This window comes from Stenotrophomonas sp. Ste86 (genome assembly GCF_024519465.1).
Taxonomy (GTDB): Bacteria; Pseudomonadota; Gammaproteobacteria; order Xanthomonadales; family Xanthomonadaceae; genus Stenotrophomonas.
On record NZ_JALJRW010000017.1, the window covers coordinates 37,557 to 53,014 of the forward strand.

Here is a 15,458-nt window from a genome sequence, read left to right on the forward strand (position 1 = left end):
GAAGGGCCGCTCCCGGGCTCAACGGGTCAGCAGCGTGACATTGGGATGTGCGGCGATGATCTGCATGACGATATCGAAGTAGGTCTGGCCCTCGCCGCGTTCCAGCGCCTGCAGTTGTGCGCTGACATGGGCGGGGTTGAACGGCCCGGCCGGGTCCAGTTTGGCCTGCAGCCACGTGCGCGTTGCCGCTATCCCAAGCGCCTGGCGACTGTGTGCGATGTCCTTCCAGTGCAACTGGACGGTCGTGTGACCGGCCAGCGCGCCATAGGCGCCGTAGAGCATGTCATCCAGCGCATCCAGGCTCGGCCCGAGTTGCCAGTCTTCGTCGGGCATGAAGACGCGGTTGATCTCGGCGTAGAAGCTGGCGATGCCGTCGATCGCGCCGCCTTCCAGCACCAGGCAGGGGGGGCGCAGCGGGGCGGCTGCGTGCGGGGTGCTGGGCATGCCGGGGCATCCTTGATCAGGTCCGGCATGACGGTAGCAGCGCGGCCGTCATTTTCGCGGTAGTGTCCGCCTGCAAGCCGTTCGTGCGTTGTCAGCGTGACCACCCGGGCCGCAGGGCCCCTCCGCACCACAACCGGATGCCCACCATGCTCAGGCACCTCATTGCCGTTGCCTTCGCGCTCGTCCTCAGCGCCCCGGCCTTCGCCCAGGTCAAACCCTTCCCCGCAGGATTCCGCACCCAGGAGGTCGTGGTCGGCGATGCCACGCTGCATGTCCGGGTCGGTGGCAAGGGGCCGGCCGTAGTGCTGCTGCACGGGTTCGGCGATACCGGTGACATGTGGGCGCCGCTGGCCGCCGCGCTCGCCGCCCGGCATACGGTGGTGGTGCCGGACCTGCGCGGGATGGGGCTGTCCTCGCACCCGGCCGGCGGGTACGACAAGCGCACCCAGGCCGGCGACGTACGCGCGGTATTGGCCTCGCTCGGGATCGAGCAGGCCACGGTGGTGGGGCACGACATCGGCACCATGGTGGCCTTCGCGTATGCGGCGCGCTATCCGCAGTTGACCCGTGCGCTGGTGGTGATGGATGCGCCGGTGCCCGGCATTCCGCCGTGGGACGACATCGTCCGTAACCCGTTGCTATGGCACTTTGATTTCGGCGGTGCGGACATGGAGCGTCTGGTCGCCGGTCGCGAGCGGATCTATCTGGACCGCTTCTGGAACGAGTTCGCCGGCGACCCGAGCCGCATGGACGAGCCGTCGCGCGCGCACTACGCCACACTGTACGCACGTCCCGGCGCGATGAAGTCCGCCTTCGCCCAGTTCCATGCGTTCCGCCAGGATGGCCAGGACAACGCGCGCGTGGTTGCCGACCGGTTGACGATGCCGGTACTGGCCATCGGCGGGGAAAAGTCCTTCGGCGCCAACGAGGCGGTGGTGATGCGCAACGCAGCGGTGGATGTCACCGGGGTGGTCATCCCCGGGGCAGGGCATTGGCTGATGGAAGAGGCGCCGGCGGCGACCATCGCGGCGGTGACCGGATTCATCGATGCGCCGCGCGCGACGCCGAAGTAGGGAGAATGGATGTGGTCGCGCGCTGTGCTGCTGTGCCGGTGCGTGGCTGCTGCCTGAACGCGCCGCCGCACGTTGACGCGCCGTGGACATGATTTCACCACCCATTGCATTCTTGGGGAGGACACTCACCCCATGTCCTGCGAGTAAGGAGAAGACGTGAAGAATATCCAACGTGTGTTGTGCATGGGCGCGCTTGTCGCCGCATCGTTCGGTGCTGCCGCCCAGCACTACGGTCCGAAGGACGAAGGCCGCCGTTTCAATGACGGCAGCAAGGTGGTCTGCAAGAACGTGGAAGTGCAGCGCAACAGTCGCGACCCGAACCGTATTGCCGGTACCGCTACCGGTGCGGTGGTGGGTGGCCTGCTGGGCAACCAGGTCGGCGGTGGCAACGGCAAGAAACTGGCCACGGTCGCCGGTGCGGTCGCCGGTGGCGCCGCAGGCCGCAACATCCAGGGCCGAAGCCAGCAGAACAACGGCGACCGCGTGGTCGAGCGCCGCTGCGAGCGCCGCTACCGCTGATCCCTGCGGGACAGGTGGACGCAGTTCAACAACGCCGGCCTTGAGGCTGGCGTTGTTGTATGCGCACTCCGTGGATGGTGTCCGGGCAGCCGTATACTCCGGCGACACCCAAGGATGACCGGCCTGTGAGCGACGTGCTTGAACCCGGCAACACCCCCGACGCCGCTGCCGAGGTGTCCGATCACGCCGGCCGCTTCGCCCGGTTGCGCGAACGCACCGACGAACTCGAACTCTTCATTTCCGGCCTTCTGGCGTTCGCACTGCTGGCCGTTCCGGGGCGTATCTTCGATGCGTGGGCCGGCAGCACCGTGCACACCGAGGGCGTCTACGCTTATGCGCTGTGGTTCGGCTTCAGCACCAGCGTGGGGTTGTGCTACGTGGTGGCCCTCGCGCTGATCGCGCACCTGGCCATCCGTGGCTACTGGGTCGGATTGATCGGCTTGAAGATTCATTTCCCCGAGGGCATCCGCTGGGATCGGATTCCGCTGATGGGGCCGGTATCGCGGGCGTTCTACCGCTCGCGCGTGGTGAGCCTGGAGCAGGTGATCGCCAGCGCCGACCGCGCTGCATCGACGCTGTTCTCGGCCACGCTGCTGTTCGCGCTGACCATGACCCTGATCGGCGTGGGCTCGGTGCTGCTGCTGAGCGTGGCTGGTTTGGTCGGGGCGCTGCTGGGCGACACCGACCGCATTGCGCTGAGCATGGTGGCGGTGGTCTTCGCAGCGCTGCTGCTGGTGAGCACCGTGCCGCTGGTGATGGAAAAGCAGGTTGCCCGACGGCAGGCACAAGGGAAGCCCAGCGCGGGGCTTGAGCGGGTGGTGCATCGGGTGCTCGGCGTCAGCCAGTGGCTCATACCGATGCGCCTGCTGCTGCCGGTACAGCTCACCCTGCAGAGCAATCTGTATGCCCGCAATTTCATGGTGGCCTACTTCGTCGCGATCATGGCGGCGATGACCATCGGCGGCGTGCAGACGATCAGTTCGGCTAAGTTTTCATTGTTCAACCGCTACGAGGTGATGACCAGCGAAGCGGTGGAAAACGGGATGCTGAGCGCCCACTACGAAGCCCTGCGGGTGGATCATGACCGGTTGCTGCGCTACCCGATGATCCCCAGCGATGTGGTCCAGGGTGCGATGCTGCGGCTGTTCATTCCGCATCGCCCGCAGCGCGACAACCCGCAGGCGCGGCAGCGCTGCACCGCACTGCCGGGAGGCGAGAACGCGCGGGTCGGGCAGGACGCCGCGCGAGCGGCGGTCCAGTGTCTGGCGCTGTTGTGGACGGTCACGCTGGATGGCAAGCCGGTGGCGCTGGACGGTTTCGTGCCGATGGAACGGCGCGACCTGGAGATGCGCGGGCTGGTGGGCTACCTGCCGCTGTCGGCGCTGCCACCGGGCCGCCACGATCTGCTGCTGGTCTGGAATGCCGACAGCGAGGCGAAAGGTGCCGGACGCCGGCGCGAGTACCGCATTCCGTTCTGGTACGCGCCGGATCCGTCGCGCTGAGCGGTCAGTTCGTGCGGCTGCGGTCGCCCAGGCGCCACACCGCCAGCCCACCGTAGAGCACCAGCAGCGCGGCCAGCGTCCACAGCTCGTGGCTGACCTCGCCCAGGCGGGCATCCATCTGGTTCAGGCGCACCATCAGGTTGATGCCGGCGGTGGTGGGCAGCAGGTGGGCCAAAGCGACCAGCGCTGGCGGCGAGGTGACCGCCGGCCAGGACAGATTGGCCAGGAAGAACAGCGGGATCGAGCAGGCGATGACTACCTGGAAGGCGCGTTCGCGGGTGGCGAAGAAGCTGCCGACGAACAGGCCGAACGCCACCGTGGCAGCAATGAACAATGTACCGCCGAGCAGTTGCCCGAGCGGATTCCCGCCGCGCGGATAGTCCTGCACCCACGCGGTGAAGCCGGCGTAGTAGAGCAGGCCCAGCAGGCCGATGATGCCGAACCCAAGCGCCATGCCGGCCAGGGTGGGCAGGTCGAAGCGCAGGCGCCGGCCGAGTGCCAGGCGCCGCGTCCCCAGCAGCACGCCAATGCCCATCAACAGCGTCTGGTGCACGATCAGTTCGGCCACACCGGGCACGATGGCGCTGCCGTAGCCTTCCAGCGTGTTGAACAGCGGTCGCTGCACCAGGGTGATCGGCGGTGGCTGCGGGGCGCCCATGAAGGCGGCCTGCGAAACCGCTGTTTCGCGCGCGAACGCGGTCAGTGCATCGGCCACGCCGCCCAATACCCAGCTGGCGCGGCCGAGGTAGGCACCGTTGCCCATCAACACCAGGTGGCCGGCGCCGCCGCGCAGGATGTCGCGCTCCAGTTGGGCGGGAATCAGCAGGATGCCTTCGGCCTCGCCGCGCTCGAGCGCGTGGCGGGCCTGGTCGAGGGTGGCGGGTTGGGCCACGATGCGCACGGTGCGCAATGCGTCCACGCGGCGCAGCAGTTCGCGGCTGGTGGCACTCTGGTCGTGGTCCACCACCACGATGGGCAGGTTGCTGGCAACCTGGTGGCGGTACGCGGCCGGGTAGAAGAACGAGTACAGCACCACCGCGCCAATCATGAGCACGACCGCATAGCGGTCGGTCAGCACCGCGCGCAGGGTCTGGCGCAGGCTGCTAGTGAAGCGGCTCATGCGGCCGCTCCGTTGGAGGCCACGGGCGTGGGCAGGGCGCGCGCTGCGACGATCAGGCGCCAGCCGCCGATGCCGCCGGCCACCAGCACCATCAGCAGCAGCGTCGCCAACGGCCATAGCGAGACCGACCACGGCGCGCCGACAAATTGCTGTTGGGTCTGCAGCTTGACGTAGGCGGTGAGCGGCAGCAGCAGGTTCCAGACGCGGGTGAACAGCGGCGCATCCACCACGGGGAAGGTGGCCCCGGAGAATGCCAGCGCGGTGCCGATGCTCAAGCCGATGGCCGACAGCGCGGTGCCCATGTCACGGGTGAGTCCCACAAACAGCAGCGCCACCGCCGCGCATGCCAGGTAGAACAGCAGCTGGCCCAGCATCAGCAACAGCAGGCTGCCGGCGATGCCGTCGCCGCGCAGCAGCGCCAGGTACAACACGCCGAGCGCGCCATAGGCCGAGAACAGTGCGACATAGGGGCAGATTTTGCCGGCGATGGCCGCCCAGGGGGCGCTGCCCAGCCACGCACGCAGCTGGCCGTCGCGCACCTCGCGGCCCAGGCTGGCGGCCACCGCCAGCGCCAGGCCCAGCGACAACACCGCCGGAAACAACAGCGGCAGCAGGAACAGTTCGTAGCTGCGCGCCGGGTTGTGCAGGATGTCCGACTGCACCGCGATGGGCGGCGCGCGCAGTTTGGCCAGGCCGACCTGTTTGCCGATGCCGCCGGTCAGCAGCCGCGCGTTCCACGCACCGACCGCTTCCACGATATCGCGCACCGCCGACTGCCCGGTGGTGAGGTAGGTGGCGTTGTAGTAGGCGAACACGGTGCCCTGGCTGCCACGCAGCGCCTGGCGGGTGGCATCGCGAGGGACCAGCACCACGGCAAAGACCTCCAGCCGCCGCAGTTCGGCCTGCGCATCGGCCAGGCTGGCCGGTTGGCTGGCCACGGCGATGCCCGGACTGGCATCCAGCATGCGGGCGAGCAGACGGCTCTCGGCACTGTGGTCGAGGTCGACAATGGCAATGGGAATGTCGCGCATCACCGATGCGGCGAACAACCAGGCCATCACCGCCAGCATCAGCAGCGGCAACAGCGTCACCAGCAGCAGGTCGGCGCGGTCGCTGCGCAGGTGCTGCAGCTCGCGCTGGAAGGCGGCGCCGAAGCCCGCCCGCCGCAACCGGTTCATCCCTGCGGCCACGCGAACAGAACGCTCATGCCGGGGCGGAAGCCCTCCACGCGCGCCACCGGGCGCAGCCGGATCTCGAAGCTGCGCACGTCGTAGCCCGACGACTGCCGGGTAGCGCGCCAGGTAGCGTAATCGCCGGCCGGGTTGATGAAGTACACCTCGAACTCGACATCGCGATCCAGCGCGGGGACCTGACCGCGCAGACGGTTGCCGATCTTCAGGCCGCGCATCTGCGATTCGCGCAGGTTCACCGATACCCACATGCGGTCGATGTCGACCAGGGTGAACACCGGGTAGCCCGCCGGGACCAGTTCGCCCACATCGGCCATGCGCTTGTTGATCTCGCCGGCCAGCGGCGCGCGGCCGTTGACCTCCTCACGCGCGGCGTCCACTTCGGCCACCGCGCCGCGTGCCTGGCGGACCTGGCCCTGTGCGGCACGCTTGTCCTGCTCGCGCGCGCCGGCCAGCGCCTGGTCGTACTGCGCACGGGCGGCATTGGACAGCTCGCGCGAACTGCGCGCCTGGGCCAGCGCTTCGTCGCGCTTCTGCCGGGTCATCACGCCTTCGTTGAACAGGTTCTGCACGCGCTGGTAGGTGGCATCGGCCAGCGTGGCACCGGCTTCAGCGCGTTTCCAGTTGGCCTGCGCGGCGCGGATGTCTTCGCTGCGCGCGCCGGCATCGGCCTTGTCGGCCACGGCGCTGGCAGCTTCCAGCGCGCCTTGCGCCTGTTCTTCCTTGGCGGCCACTTCCGGGCTGTCCAGCACGAACACCACCTGACCGGCCTTGACCCGGTCGCCCTCGCGCACCTTCAGTTCGGCCAGGCGTGCGGTGATCTTGGCGGCCACGTTGACGGTGTCGGCGTCGGCCATGCCCTGCAGCTGTTCGGCCGGGCTGCGCCAAGCCAGCCACAGGCCGACCACCACCACGATCGCCAGCACCAGTGCGAGGGCAATACCGAGTTTGCGCTTGTTCGGCGGCGGCGCATCGGCAGGCGCCTGCAATGTGTCATTCATGCGCGATCACCTCGTCGGCCTGGCGGCGGAATTCGTCATAACGGTCCATCTGTCCACTGATCTCCAGCAGCTGTGCCAGCGCCACGTCGTACTGGTAGGCCGCCTGTGCGCGTTCCACCTGCGCACCGCCCAGCCCCAGCCGCGCGTCGATCACGTCCAGCGAGGTGGCCTGGCCTTCGCGGAAGGCCAACTCCTGCAGGCGCAGGTTCTCGCGGTTCTGTTCGATGCTGCTGTCCAGCAGCAGGAACTGCTGGCGTGCGGTATCCAGTTCGTACCAGGCCTTGCGCACGCCCAGGGTGACCTGGTTTTCCGCTTCGCGCAGGCCGGCTTCGGCCTGCTCCTGCTGCGCGCGTGCGGCGCTGATCTGCGCCGGGCGCGAGCTGGGAGACAGGAAGGTGTACTTCACGCCGATGCCGAACGCCCAGTCCGGGTCGGTCAGCATTTCGTCGCGGCGCAGGAAGTCGTACTGGCCAAACAGGTACACGGTGGGCTTGAGCTTGGCCTGCTGCACCCGTACGCCTTGCTCGGCCTGCGCCACCAGTGCGCGCAGCCGCGCGATCCGCGGCTGCCGGGCCTGCGCATCGCGTTCGAAGGTGGGCAGCGCGCCGATCGGCGTGCGATGCACGAACAACGGCGACAGCGGGCGCACTTCGCCTCCGCTGCGCAGCAGGGTGGCCAGCGCGGCCTTCAGGGTCTGCAGGTCGTTGAGCGACTTCTGGTAGTCGCGCTCGGCCTTGTCGCGGGCCACGTTGGCCTGCAGGCGCTGGGCCCGGGTGGCGAAGCCTTCGCGTTCCAGCTTCAGTGCATCGTCGAGGTGGCGCTGCAGCCCGTCGCGCACGTCACGGCGCACGTCCACGGCCTGCTCGGCCAGGCGCTGCCCGAAGTAGGCCTGGGCCAGCTGCACGCTCAACGACTGGCGCTGCGATTCGCGTTCGGCGCTGGCCTGCGCGGTGGCGCCGGCGGCGGCCTGCTGCGCGGCCGGGATCAAACCGCCGGTGTACAGCGGCAGCACCGCGGTGACGACCGGGCGGGTGCGCCAGTCGCGTTCGGTGAACTGCAACGGCGAGTCGATGCCGAACGCCTCGGCCACCGGCGCCAGCGAGCCCAAGGGCAGGGTCAGCGTCTTCTGGAACTGCAGGCGGCGCACTTCACCGGTGATCTCCGGCAGGCGCAGCAGGCGGGTGGCGTCCTGCAGGTCCTGCTTGTTGCGCACCGAGGCATCGGCGGCGGCCAGCGCGTCGGACACCTGTTCCAGGCGCTGCTGGGACTGCTGCCAGTCCAGCGCGGGAACGGCCGCCTCGCCGATGGGCAACTGGGCCATGGCCGCGCCGCTGCACAGGAGCAGGGCCGTGCAGTGAAATCCTTTCTTTACGCGCGCAAGCGCCGTGTGCCGGCTCACGAATGGGCATTCCGTATGTAAAGCATTCGGTAAAGTATGGTGCGCGCCGCGTGAAGCCCGGGTCTTCACACCGGGCCTTGGCGGTGTCGGTGCGTCCGACGCCGGCGATGCCGTTTGTATGCGGATGGACGTTCTCGATTGGGCGGCGCGGAAGGTGCCGAAATGCTGCGGCCACCAACGGCGGTCGCCTACCGGGGCATTCACGGTCGGGTCGGGGATTGGCCGTGGGTCGACCCACACCGGGTAGGTACCGACCGTGGGTCGGTACGCCCCTGGCCGCTCAACGGGTCGGCGGATTCCCGGCGATGGTGCGCGCGCCGGTGATGATCATGCGCAGCATCTGCGACAGCTGCTCGATCAGTTCGGCGTCCTTTTCCTGCGGCTGGTCCACGGCGGTGGCCCCCATGGCGAACACCAGCCGGGTGATCGCCTTGGACGCGAGTGCCGGCTCGTGCAGCACCGCGCCGCCATCGGCGGCGGCCAGCCGGATCAGGTCGACCCGCAGTTCGTCTTCGAAGTAGTTCAGTTCGCGGTCCACCGCCTGCTTGAACGCGTCCGAGCCGGCGCTGCCTTCGCGCAGCAGCACGTGCAGCAGCTTGTGGTCGGCGCGCAGCTGTTCGAAGAAGGTCTCCACCGACAGCCGGATCACGCTGCGCTCGGACGACGCCGCGCGCTGGCGCGCCTCGCCGATGATCGTGCGCAGCGAACGCCCGGACAGATCGATCAGCGCCACGGTCAGTTCGTCCATGTCGCGGAACTGGCGGTAGAACGAGTTCGGGGCGATGCCGGCCTCGCGGGCCACTTCGCGCAGGCTCAGCGTGGAGACACTGCGGTGCGGGCCGATCAGGGCCAGCGCGGCGGCCAGCAGGTCGTCGCGCGAGATCGAGGCTTTGCGCGCCGGATGGGCATCGTCGGCAGCGGACAGGGGCAGGTCTGGGGAGGTCATCGGGGGCAGGGCGGTCAAGTCCCTGAATCATAGCTCGTCCGATCAATATACAAGTGTATACACGCATGTATGTGCGTGCGTATAGTGACCCCATGAGCGCCCAACCCCGCCCCCCGATCCGCCGCCGCAACCCGATCTCGCCCCGTCATTGGGTGTCCGAGGAACTGTTCGACTTCTGGGCCGGGCGTCTGCACCCGCTGTGGACCCTGCGCCGGGCGCGGGCGCGGCTGGTGGCGCGCGAGCAGGCCAGCGCCGATGCGGTCACCCTGGTGCTGCGCCCGAACCGGCATTTCCGTGGGATGCAGCCGGGCCAGCACGTCACCCTCGGGGTAGACGTGGATGGCCGCCGCTTGTCGCGCAGCTACAGCCCCACGCAGCTGGCCGACGGCACGCTGGCGATCACCGTCAAGGCGATCGAGGGCGGCAAGGTCAGCCAGCACCTCGCCCATCACGCGGCGATCGGTGAGGCGTTCGAACTGGGCCAGGCCTTCGGCGAGATGACCGTGGATCCCATACAAGCCCAGCGCCTGCTGCTGTTGGCGGCCGGCAGCGGGATCACCCCGATGCGCGCGCTGCTGCGCCAGCTGGATGCCGCCGGTATGCCCGGCACGGTGGACCTGGTGTACTGGGCCCGCCGCCGCGAGGAACTGTGTTTTGCCGACGAACTGGCGGCACTGGCCGCGCGCCATCCGAACCTGCGCGTGCACCTGGCACTGACCCGCGACCCGCACGCCGCGTCGCCGCGCGTGGATGCCTACGCGTTCGATGCACTCGGCGACCTCCGTGCGGCCCAGGTGCTGGTGTGCGGCCCGGGTGGCTTCGTTGATGCCGCCCGCGCGCGCTTGCAGGGCACCGTGGCCGCGCTGCAGTTCGAAGCGTTCACCCCGCCGCTGCTGCCCGACGCGGAAACCGGCACGGTGCAGGTCGAACTGCGCCGCAGTGGCCGCACCCTGACCCTGCCGCGCGGCACCTCGCTGCTGCAGGCGCTGGAAGCCGAAGGCCTGCGCCCGGCCAGCGGCTGCCGCATGGGCATCTGCAACACCTGTGCGTGCGGCAAGGCCTCCGGCGTCACCCGGCACACGCTCACCGGCGAGTACGCCGATGAACCGGCCACGCAAGTGAAGCTGTGCGTCAACAGCGCCAGCACCGACCTGATCCTGGAGCTCTGACCATGTCTTCCGTCCAGAACCGCGCGCTTTCCGCCGCTGAACTGCACGCCTTCGGCGATGAACTCGATGCGCTGCGTGCGCGCCAGCTGGCCACGCTGGGGGCCGCCGACGCGCGTTACATCCGCCGCGTGGTGGCCGGCGTGCGCTGGACCGGCGTGGCCGGCCGCGCGCTGCTGTTCCTCGGTGCCTTCGTGCACAGCGTGCTGATCCCGGCGTGGATCGCCGGCGTGGCGCTGCTGGCGCTGTCCAAGATCCTGGAAAACATGGAGCTGGCGCACAACGTCATCCACGGCCAGTACGACTGGATGGGCGACCCGCAGCTGCAGGGCAGCACCTACGAGTGGGACATCGTCGGCACTGCCGACAACTGGCGCAAGACCCACAATTTCCGCCACCACACCTACACCAATGTGCGCGGGCTGGACGACGACATCGGCTATGGCCTGTTGCGGATTTTCCCCGAACAGCGCTGGCGCCCGTTCTACCTGACCCAGCCGGTGGTGGCGGTGGTGTTCGCGCTGCTGTTCGAATGGGGCATCGCCATCCAGGACCTGCGCGTGGGCCGCTGGTTCGCCGGCAAGATCACCTTCCGCCAGCTGCTGGCACAGGCGCGCCCGGTGGGCCGCAAGATGGGCAAGCAGATGTTCAAGGACTACCTGCTGTTCCCCGCGCTGGCCGGCCCGTTCTTCCTGCCGGTGCTGCTGGGCAACGTGGTGGCCAACCTGATCCGCAACGTGTGGACCTACGTGATCATCTTCTGCGGCCACTTCACCGCCGATGCCGAGACCTTCCCCAAGGAATGCGTGCGCGATGAAAGCCGCGGCCACTGGTATCTGCGCCAGCTGCGTGGCTCATCCAACCTGACCGGTGGCAAGCTGATGAACGTCCTGTCGGGCAACCTCAGCCACCAGATCGAACACCACTTCTTCCCGGACATCCCGGCCAACCGTTACGCCGATATCGCCGTGGAAGTGAAGGCGATCTGCACGCGTTACGGCCAGCACTACAACACCGGCTCGCTGCCGAAACAGTTCGGCCAGGTGATGTGGCGGATCGTGCGCCACGCCTTCCCGAGCAAGCCGGGGCGGGTGCGCGCGCTGCCGGCCGGCGCCCGGCCGCAGGTACAGCAGGGCTGAGCCGGTGGACGACGGCTCAGTCGTCGTCCACTTCCATCCTGCCTTCGGCCAAGGGCACGCGTGTGCCGTCCAGCAGGCCGCGGCTGAGTGTGCCGTTCTCGATGAACAGCAGCTCGCCGTTCTCGCCCTTCTTGATGCTGCTGTCGATGGCGATGATGCGGTCACCGTGGAAGCTGCTCACGTGCCGCATCGAGGTATGGCCGACCACGATGCGCTTGAGCTGCAACTGTTCGAGCAGTGACTGCACCTGGGCGGTATCCATGCGTCCATCGAAGTAGCCGCGGTACCAGATCGGGCTGGTCTTGCCGTCGAACAGGCGCGCGCTGTCCGGCGCGGCCTTGACCTGCTCACGTGGCAGCCCGACCGAGGCCTGGTAGCTGGCGTTGGTGGTGTCCATGGCGCGCACCAGGTCGAGGTTCTCCGGGGCGATGCCGCCGTGCAGGAACAGCGTGTCGCCGATCTTCAGCAGCACCGGACGGGTGCGCAGCCATTGGCCGATCACCGAATCGACGCCGTACAGCGCCGGATACGAACGACCAAGCAGCTGCGCACTCCTGAGGTACTTCGGGTTGACGTAGCGCAGGTCGTCGTACAACACCATCGTCTCGTGGTTGCCGAGCACGAAGTGCACCGCGCCACCGGCCGCGCTGGCCTGCTGCTGCAGGCCGTAGAGCAGCCAGAACGCCTCGGTCACCTGCGGCCCACGGTCGAACACATCGCCGGCCACCACCAGCGTGGCATCGCCGAGGGCCCAGTGGTCCTGCGCATCGATGACATGGTGGGCGCGCAGCAGCGTCACCAGCAGCCCGTACTGGCCATGGATGTCCGACAACGCGACGATGCGCGGCGTGGCCGGGTACTGCGCGACCTCGGCGGTGCGTGGCGGCAGCACGCTCACCTCGTGCGGGTAACCGCATTCGGGCGCGACCACGGTGACCTCGCCGCGCGCTGGCAGATCGCGGCGGACCACGTGGTCGTTGCACACCCACTGCGCCTGCAGGCCCGTGTCGGTGCGGAACACGTACGGGCCATCGGCCTCCACGTGCTCGGCCGGTTGCGGCACGTCGCGGGCCGTGGCGGAGGCGCCCAGCAACAGGGTCGAGCACAGCAGGGCGCACGGCAGGTGCGATGAAGGGCGGGACGGCATCGACAGGTTCCTTGGGCAGCGGCAACGACGCAGGCCAATGCCCGCGTCGTGATCCTACGCCGCCCGCGCCGCGCCCGGCATGCGCCGTTGGTACCGGTCGGTGTGCCGCAACAGGCGGCTCGCGCCGACTCAGCCGCGCTGCAGTGCCTGTCGCTCCGGTGCATCGGGCAGGTCGTCGCTGGCCAGCACGACGCGGTTGCGGCCGCGCTTCTTGGCTTGGTACATCGCCGCATCGGCGCGGGCCATCAGCCGCTCGTAGTCCGGGTGGCCATCGTGGGCGGCCACGCCGATGCTGGCGGTCAGCGCCAGGGTGCTGCCGTTGGCCAGCGGCGCCGGTGTCTGCGCGATCTGCCGGCGCAGGTTCTCGGCGATCACCTCGGCCTGCGCGGCATTGGCGGCCACCAGCACCACCACGAACTCTTCGCCGCCATAGCGGAACAGGTAATCGCTGCCGCGGGTGAGCTGGCCCAGCAGCGCGGCCACATGCTGCAGGGCGCGATCGCCGCCGTCGTGGCCGTGGGTGTCGTTGATCGCCTTGAAGTGATCCAGATCCAGCAGCAGCACCGAGAACGGCGTGTGCGCCGAGTTGGCCAGTTCGATCTCGCGACGCAGCACCGTGGGCAGGAAGCGCCGGTTGAGCAGGTTGGTCAGCGCGTCGCTGCCGGCATCGAGCTCGCCGATGCGCTCGAACAGCATGCTCATCAGGGTGCGGATACGCGCGAGCTGCTCGCGGATGCCCTGCAGCGCGCTGAAACGCGCCGGCAGGTCTGCACGTGCGAGCGCAGCATGCAGCTGCGCGTCCACGCGTGCGATCAACGCGCTTACCTGCGCCGTCTCGCTGCTCTCGCCAAAACTGGGGATGCCCTTGTGGGTGAACCACAGTCCGAATTCGGAATGGGCCAGGTCCACGGTACCGGCATCGGCGGCCTGGCTGGCGATGGCGTACAGCAGCGCGTTTTCCCAATCCAGCAGCAAGGCGCGCTGGCGTTCGCGTTCGGTGCTGACGTTCTGCACCAGCGAGAACAGCCGGTACGCCGCATCGGTGCGCGAAGAACGCTCGCGTGCATGGGTATAGGCCAGGGTCATGCCTTCCAGCGCGATATCCACCGAGGCGCTCAGGCAGCTGATCGCCTCGAAGGCGATGGCGCTGCTGGGAGCATGCGCCACGATGCGCTCGAATAGGCGTTGCTTGAGCACGCGCGCGCCACGGGTGACCAGGTCCACGGGAATGCCCACCCGCGCATGCACATCGCCGATCACCCGCTGCGCGGCCACCAGCGACGGGATGCTGTCGATGGTGGCGGTCAGCAGTTGCGTCAGCCAACGCTGCATGGCCGGTTTCAGGCGCAGGCGCACCTGGTCGTGGGACAGAAAGCGGCTGGCGCGCGGGTCCTCCAGCAGCACGTCATAGAAGTGATGGGCCAGGTCCGGCGGCGACTGTGCGGCCAGCTCGGCCAGCAGTGCGGCAGCGTCGGCGCCGGTCGCCAGCAGGGTCTGCTGCCAGGCATCGGCCAGCGGACGGCTGGCCTCATCCAGGTTTGGAACGATATCCACGATGATTGCTCTTCCCGCCACAGGGGCCGTCGAACCTTAGCGGCCGCCTGCGGTTGTAATGAAGTTACAGACTGAACGCCAGCCCAAGTGTAATAGTCTCCGCGCGGTACCCTGCTTAACCTGCGCACATTGTTCTGGAGACACCTTCATGGGTCACGACCACGATCACCTGCCCAGCGAAATCCGCCACGAAAAACCACTTTGGTGGGCACTCGGCCTCACCACTACCTTCCTGGTGGTGGAAGTGGTGGGTGCGTTCTGGACCAACAGCCTGGCGCTGTTGTCCGATGCCGCGCACATGGCCACCGACACCCTGGCGCTGATGATCGCGCTGGTCGCGGTGCGGCTGAGCCGGCGCCCGCCCGATGCCAAGCGCACCTACGGCTACGCACGGCTGGAGGCGCTCGGCGCGATGATCAACGGCGGCATGCTCTTCTTGGTGGCCGCCTACATCCTGTGGGAGGCGGTGGCGCGTTTCCGCCAGCCGCAGGAAATCGCCTCCACCGGCATGCTGGTGATCGCCGCGATCGGCTTGGGCATCAACCTGATCTCCATGCGCCTGCTGCGTGCCGGCAGTGGCGAAAGCCTCAACGTAAAGGGCGCTTACCTGGAAGTGTGGGCCGACATGCTCGGTTCGGTCGCGGTGATCATCGGTGCGCTGCTGATCCGCTGGACGGGCTGGAAGCCGATCGATCCGATTCTGGCCGTGCTGATTGGCCTGTGGGTGCTGCCGCGCACCTGGGTGCTGATGCGCGAGGCGATCAATGTGCTGCTCGAAGGCGTGCCCAAGGGCACCGACCTCAACGCCGTGCGCACCGCGCTGGACGCGCAGCCCGGCGTGGTCGACGTGCATGACCTGCATGTGTGGGCGCTGGCCTCCAGCACGCCAGCGCTGACCGCGCATGTGGTGATGGCCGACGCGGTGGATGCCGACCGCCTGCGGCGCACGTTGACCGCTACGCTGCACGACCAGTTCGGCATCGAACATGTGACCCTGCAGATCGAGGCGGATCATTGCGGCGACAGCTGCAGCGTCGGCAGCCCCAAGGCCGCCGACGCGCATGCCGGCCACCATCACGACGATGGGCATGACCACCTCGCGCGGGACGACCGCCGCCGCGCGCATCCGGATGCGCAGGGCCATCACGGCCATCCGCATCCCTGAACCAGCGCGCCGGTCGACGCTGCGGCCATCGCCGTGCGGGGCGGGGCAGGCTTGCCGCTACAATGCGGGTCTGCCTTGCCATCTGTCGGAGAT

Annotated in this window: 14 protein-coding genes; 6 read left to right on the forward strand and 8 right to left on the reverse strand. The window is 68.4% G+C overall.

The features are described from left to right. Positions 1-18 precede the first annotated feature (18 nt). Positions 19-444 carry a ribonuclease inhibitor gene (locus tag NR101_RS14525; RefSeq protein WP_256776445.1) on the reverse strand — a complete coding sequence of 142 codons (426 nt, stop codon included), beginning with the start codon at positions 442-444 and terminating at the stop codon, positions 19-21. A gap of 146 nt (positions 445-590) precedes the next feature. On the opposite strand from NR101_RS14525, the gene NR101_RS14530 reads away from it, so the two are divergent. The 3 genes from NR101_RS14530 (at position 591) to NR101_RS14540 (ending at position 3,538) form a co-directional block, all read left to right on the forward strand. After that, positions 591-1,517 carry an alpha/beta hydrolase gene (locus NR101_RS14530; RefSeq protein WP_256777750.1) on the forward strand — a complete coding sequence of 309 codons (927 nt, stop codon included), beginning with the start codon at positions 591-593 and terminating at the stop codon, positions 1,515-1,517. Positions 1,518-1,700: 183 nt separating this feature from the next. Continuing rightward, a complete protein-coding gene (locus NR101_RS14535; RefSeq protein WP_256776476.1) occupies positions 1,701-2,036 on the forward strand; it encodes a glycine zipper 2TM domain-containing protein in 336 nt (111 codons plus the stop codon). A 125-nt stretch (positions 2,037-2,161) separates the two neighbouring features. Next, entirely contained in the window at positions 2,162-3,538 is a 1,377-nt protein-coding gene (locus NR101_RS14540) for a hypothetical protein (protein ID WP_256776447.1), read from the forward strand. A gap of 4 nt (positions 3,539-3,542) precedes the next feature. Here the strand turns inward: NR101_RS14540 and NR101_RS14545 are convergent, their stop codons facing one another. From NR101_RS14545 to fabR, 5 genes are all read right to left on the reverse strand, one after another. Further along, entirely contained in the window at positions 3,543-4,658 is a 1,116-nt protein-coding gene (locus NR101_RS14545; protein WP_256776448.1) for an ABC transporter permease, read from the reverse strand. Continuing rightward, complete coding sequence (locus tag NR101_RS14550) at positions 4,655-5,836, reverse strand: ABC transporter permease (protein WP_256776449.1); 1,182 nt, start codon at positions 5,834-5,836, stop codon at positions 4,655-4,657. Before NR101_RS14550 ends, NR101_RS14545 begins: the two co-directional genes overlap by 4 nt. Further along, positions 5,833-6,849: an efflux RND transporter periplasmic adaptor subunit gene (locus tag NR101_RS14555; RefSeq protein ID WP_256776450.1), complete on the reverse strand. Its 1,017-nt coding sequence runs from the start codon at positions 6,847-6,849 to the stop codon at positions 5,833-5,835. Before NR101_RS14555 ends, NR101_RS14550 begins: the two co-directional genes overlap by 4 nt. Then, positions 6,842-8,170: a TolC family protein gene (locus tag NR101_RS14560; RefSeq protein ID WP_256776451.1), complete on the reverse strand. Its 1,329-nt coding sequence runs from the start codon at positions 8,168-8,170 to the stop codon at positions 6,842-6,844. The genes NR101_RS14555 and NR101_RS14560 overlap by 8 nt, the downstream gene beginning before the upstream one ends. Before the next feature lie 358 nt (positions 8,171-8,528). Further along, the gene (gene fabR, locus NR101_RS14565) at positions 8,529-9,194 is read right to left on the reverse strand and encodes an HTH-type transcriptional repressor FabR (protein WP_038692404.1); all 666 of its coding nucleotides are present in this window, start codon (positions 9,192-9,194) and stop codon (positions 8,529-8,531) included. Positions 9,195-9,286: 92 nt separating this feature from the next. On the opposite strand from fabR, the gene NR101_RS14570 reads away from it, so the two are divergent. Both NR101_RS14570 and NR101_RS14575 read left to right on the forward strand, forming a co-directional pair. Beyond that, the gene (locus tag NR101_RS14570; RefSeq protein WP_256776452.1) at positions 9,287-10,363 is read left to right on the forward strand and encodes a ferredoxin reductase; all 1,077 of its coding nucleotides are present in this window, start codon (positions 9,287-9,289) and stop codon (positions 10,361-10,363) included. A gap of 2 nt (positions 10,364-10,365) precedes the next feature. Next, positions 10,366-11,499 (forward strand): acyl-CoA desaturase, encoded by a 1,134-nt coding sequence (locus NR101_RS14575; RefSeq protein WP_256776453.1) that lies wholly within the window; start codon positions 10,366-10,368, stop codon positions 11,497-11,499. Between the two features lie 16 nt (positions 11,500-11,515). Here NR101_RS14575 and NR101_RS14580 read toward each other — a convergent pair whose 3' ends face one another. Together NR101_RS14580 and NR101_RS14585 are read right to left on the reverse strand one after the other, a co-directional pair. After that, on the reverse strand, positions 11,516-12,646 hold the full coding sequence (locus NR101_RS14580; protein WP_256776454.1) for a metallophosphoesterase: 1,131 nt from the start codon (positions 12,644-12,646) through the stop codon (positions 11,516-11,518). Between the two features lie 129 nt (positions 12,647-12,775). After that, entirely contained in the window at positions 12,776-14,200 is a 1,425-nt protein-coding gene (locus NR101_RS14585; RefSeq protein ID WP_256776455.1) for a GGDEF domain-containing protein, read from the reverse strand. Between the two features lie 148 nt (positions 14,201-14,348). On the opposite strand from NR101_RS14585, the gene NR101_RS14590 reads away from it, so the two are divergent. After that, positions 14,349-15,365: a cation diffusion facilitator family transporter gene (locus NR101_RS14590; RefSeq protein ID WP_256776456.1), complete on the forward strand. Its 1,017-nt coding sequence runs from the start codon at positions 14,349-14,351 to the stop codon at positions 15,363-15,365. Positions 15,366-15,458 lie beyond the last annotated feature (93 nt).

Excerpts from the sequence above, each read along its gene's own strand:
- NR101_RS14545 (WP_256776448.1), bottom strand. The coding sequence starts at position 4,658 with ATGAGCCGCTTCACTAGCAGCCTGCGCCAGACCCTGCGCGCGGTGCTG.
- NR101_RS14570 (WP_256776452.1), top strand. The coding sequence starts at position 9,287 with ATGAGCGCCCAACCCCGCCCCCCGATCCGCCGCCGCAACCCGATCTCG.
- NR101_RS14580 (WP_256776454.1), bottom strand. The coding sequence starts at position 12,646 with ATGCCGTCCCGCCCTTCATCGCACCTGCCGTGCGCCCTGCTGTGCTCG.
- NR101_RS14550 (WP_256776449.1), bottom strand. The coding sequence starts at position 5,836 with ATGAACCGGTTGCGGCGGGCGGGCTTCGGCGCCGCCTTCCAGCGCGAG.
- NR101_RS14525 (WP_256776445.1), bottom strand. The coding sequence starts at position 444 with ATGCCCAGCACCCCGCACGCAGCCGCCCCGCTGCGCCCCCCCTGCCTG.
- NR101_RS14590 (WP_256776456.1), top strand. The coding sequence starts at position 14,349 with ATGGGTCACGACCACGATCACCTGCCCAGCGAAATCCGCCACGAAAAA.
- NR101_RS14560 (WP_256776451.1), bottom strand. The coding sequence starts at position 8,170 with ATGGCCCAGTTGCCCATCGGCGAGGCGGCCGTTCCCGCGCTGGACTGG.
- NR101_RS14530 (WP_256777750.1), top strand. The coding sequence starts at position 591 with ATGCTCAGGCACCTCATTGCCGTTGCCTTCGCGCTCGTCCTCAGCGCC.
- NR101_RS14575 (WP_256776453.1), top strand. The coding sequence starts at position 10,366 with ATGTCTTCCGTCCAGAACCGCGCGCTTTCCGCCGCTGAACTGCACGCC.
- NR101_RS14535 (WP_256776476.1), top strand. The coding sequence starts at position 1,701 with ATGGGCGCGCTTGTCGCCGCATCGTTCGGTGCTGCCGCCCAGCACTAC.
- fabR (WP_038692404.1), bottom strand. The coding sequence starts at position 9,194 with ATGACCTCCCCAGACCTGCCCCTGTCCGCTGCCGACGATGCCCATCCG.
- NR101_RS14555 (WP_256776450.1), bottom strand. The coding sequence starts at position 6,849 with ATGAATGACACATTGCAGGCGCCTGCCGATGCGCCGCCGCCGAACAAG.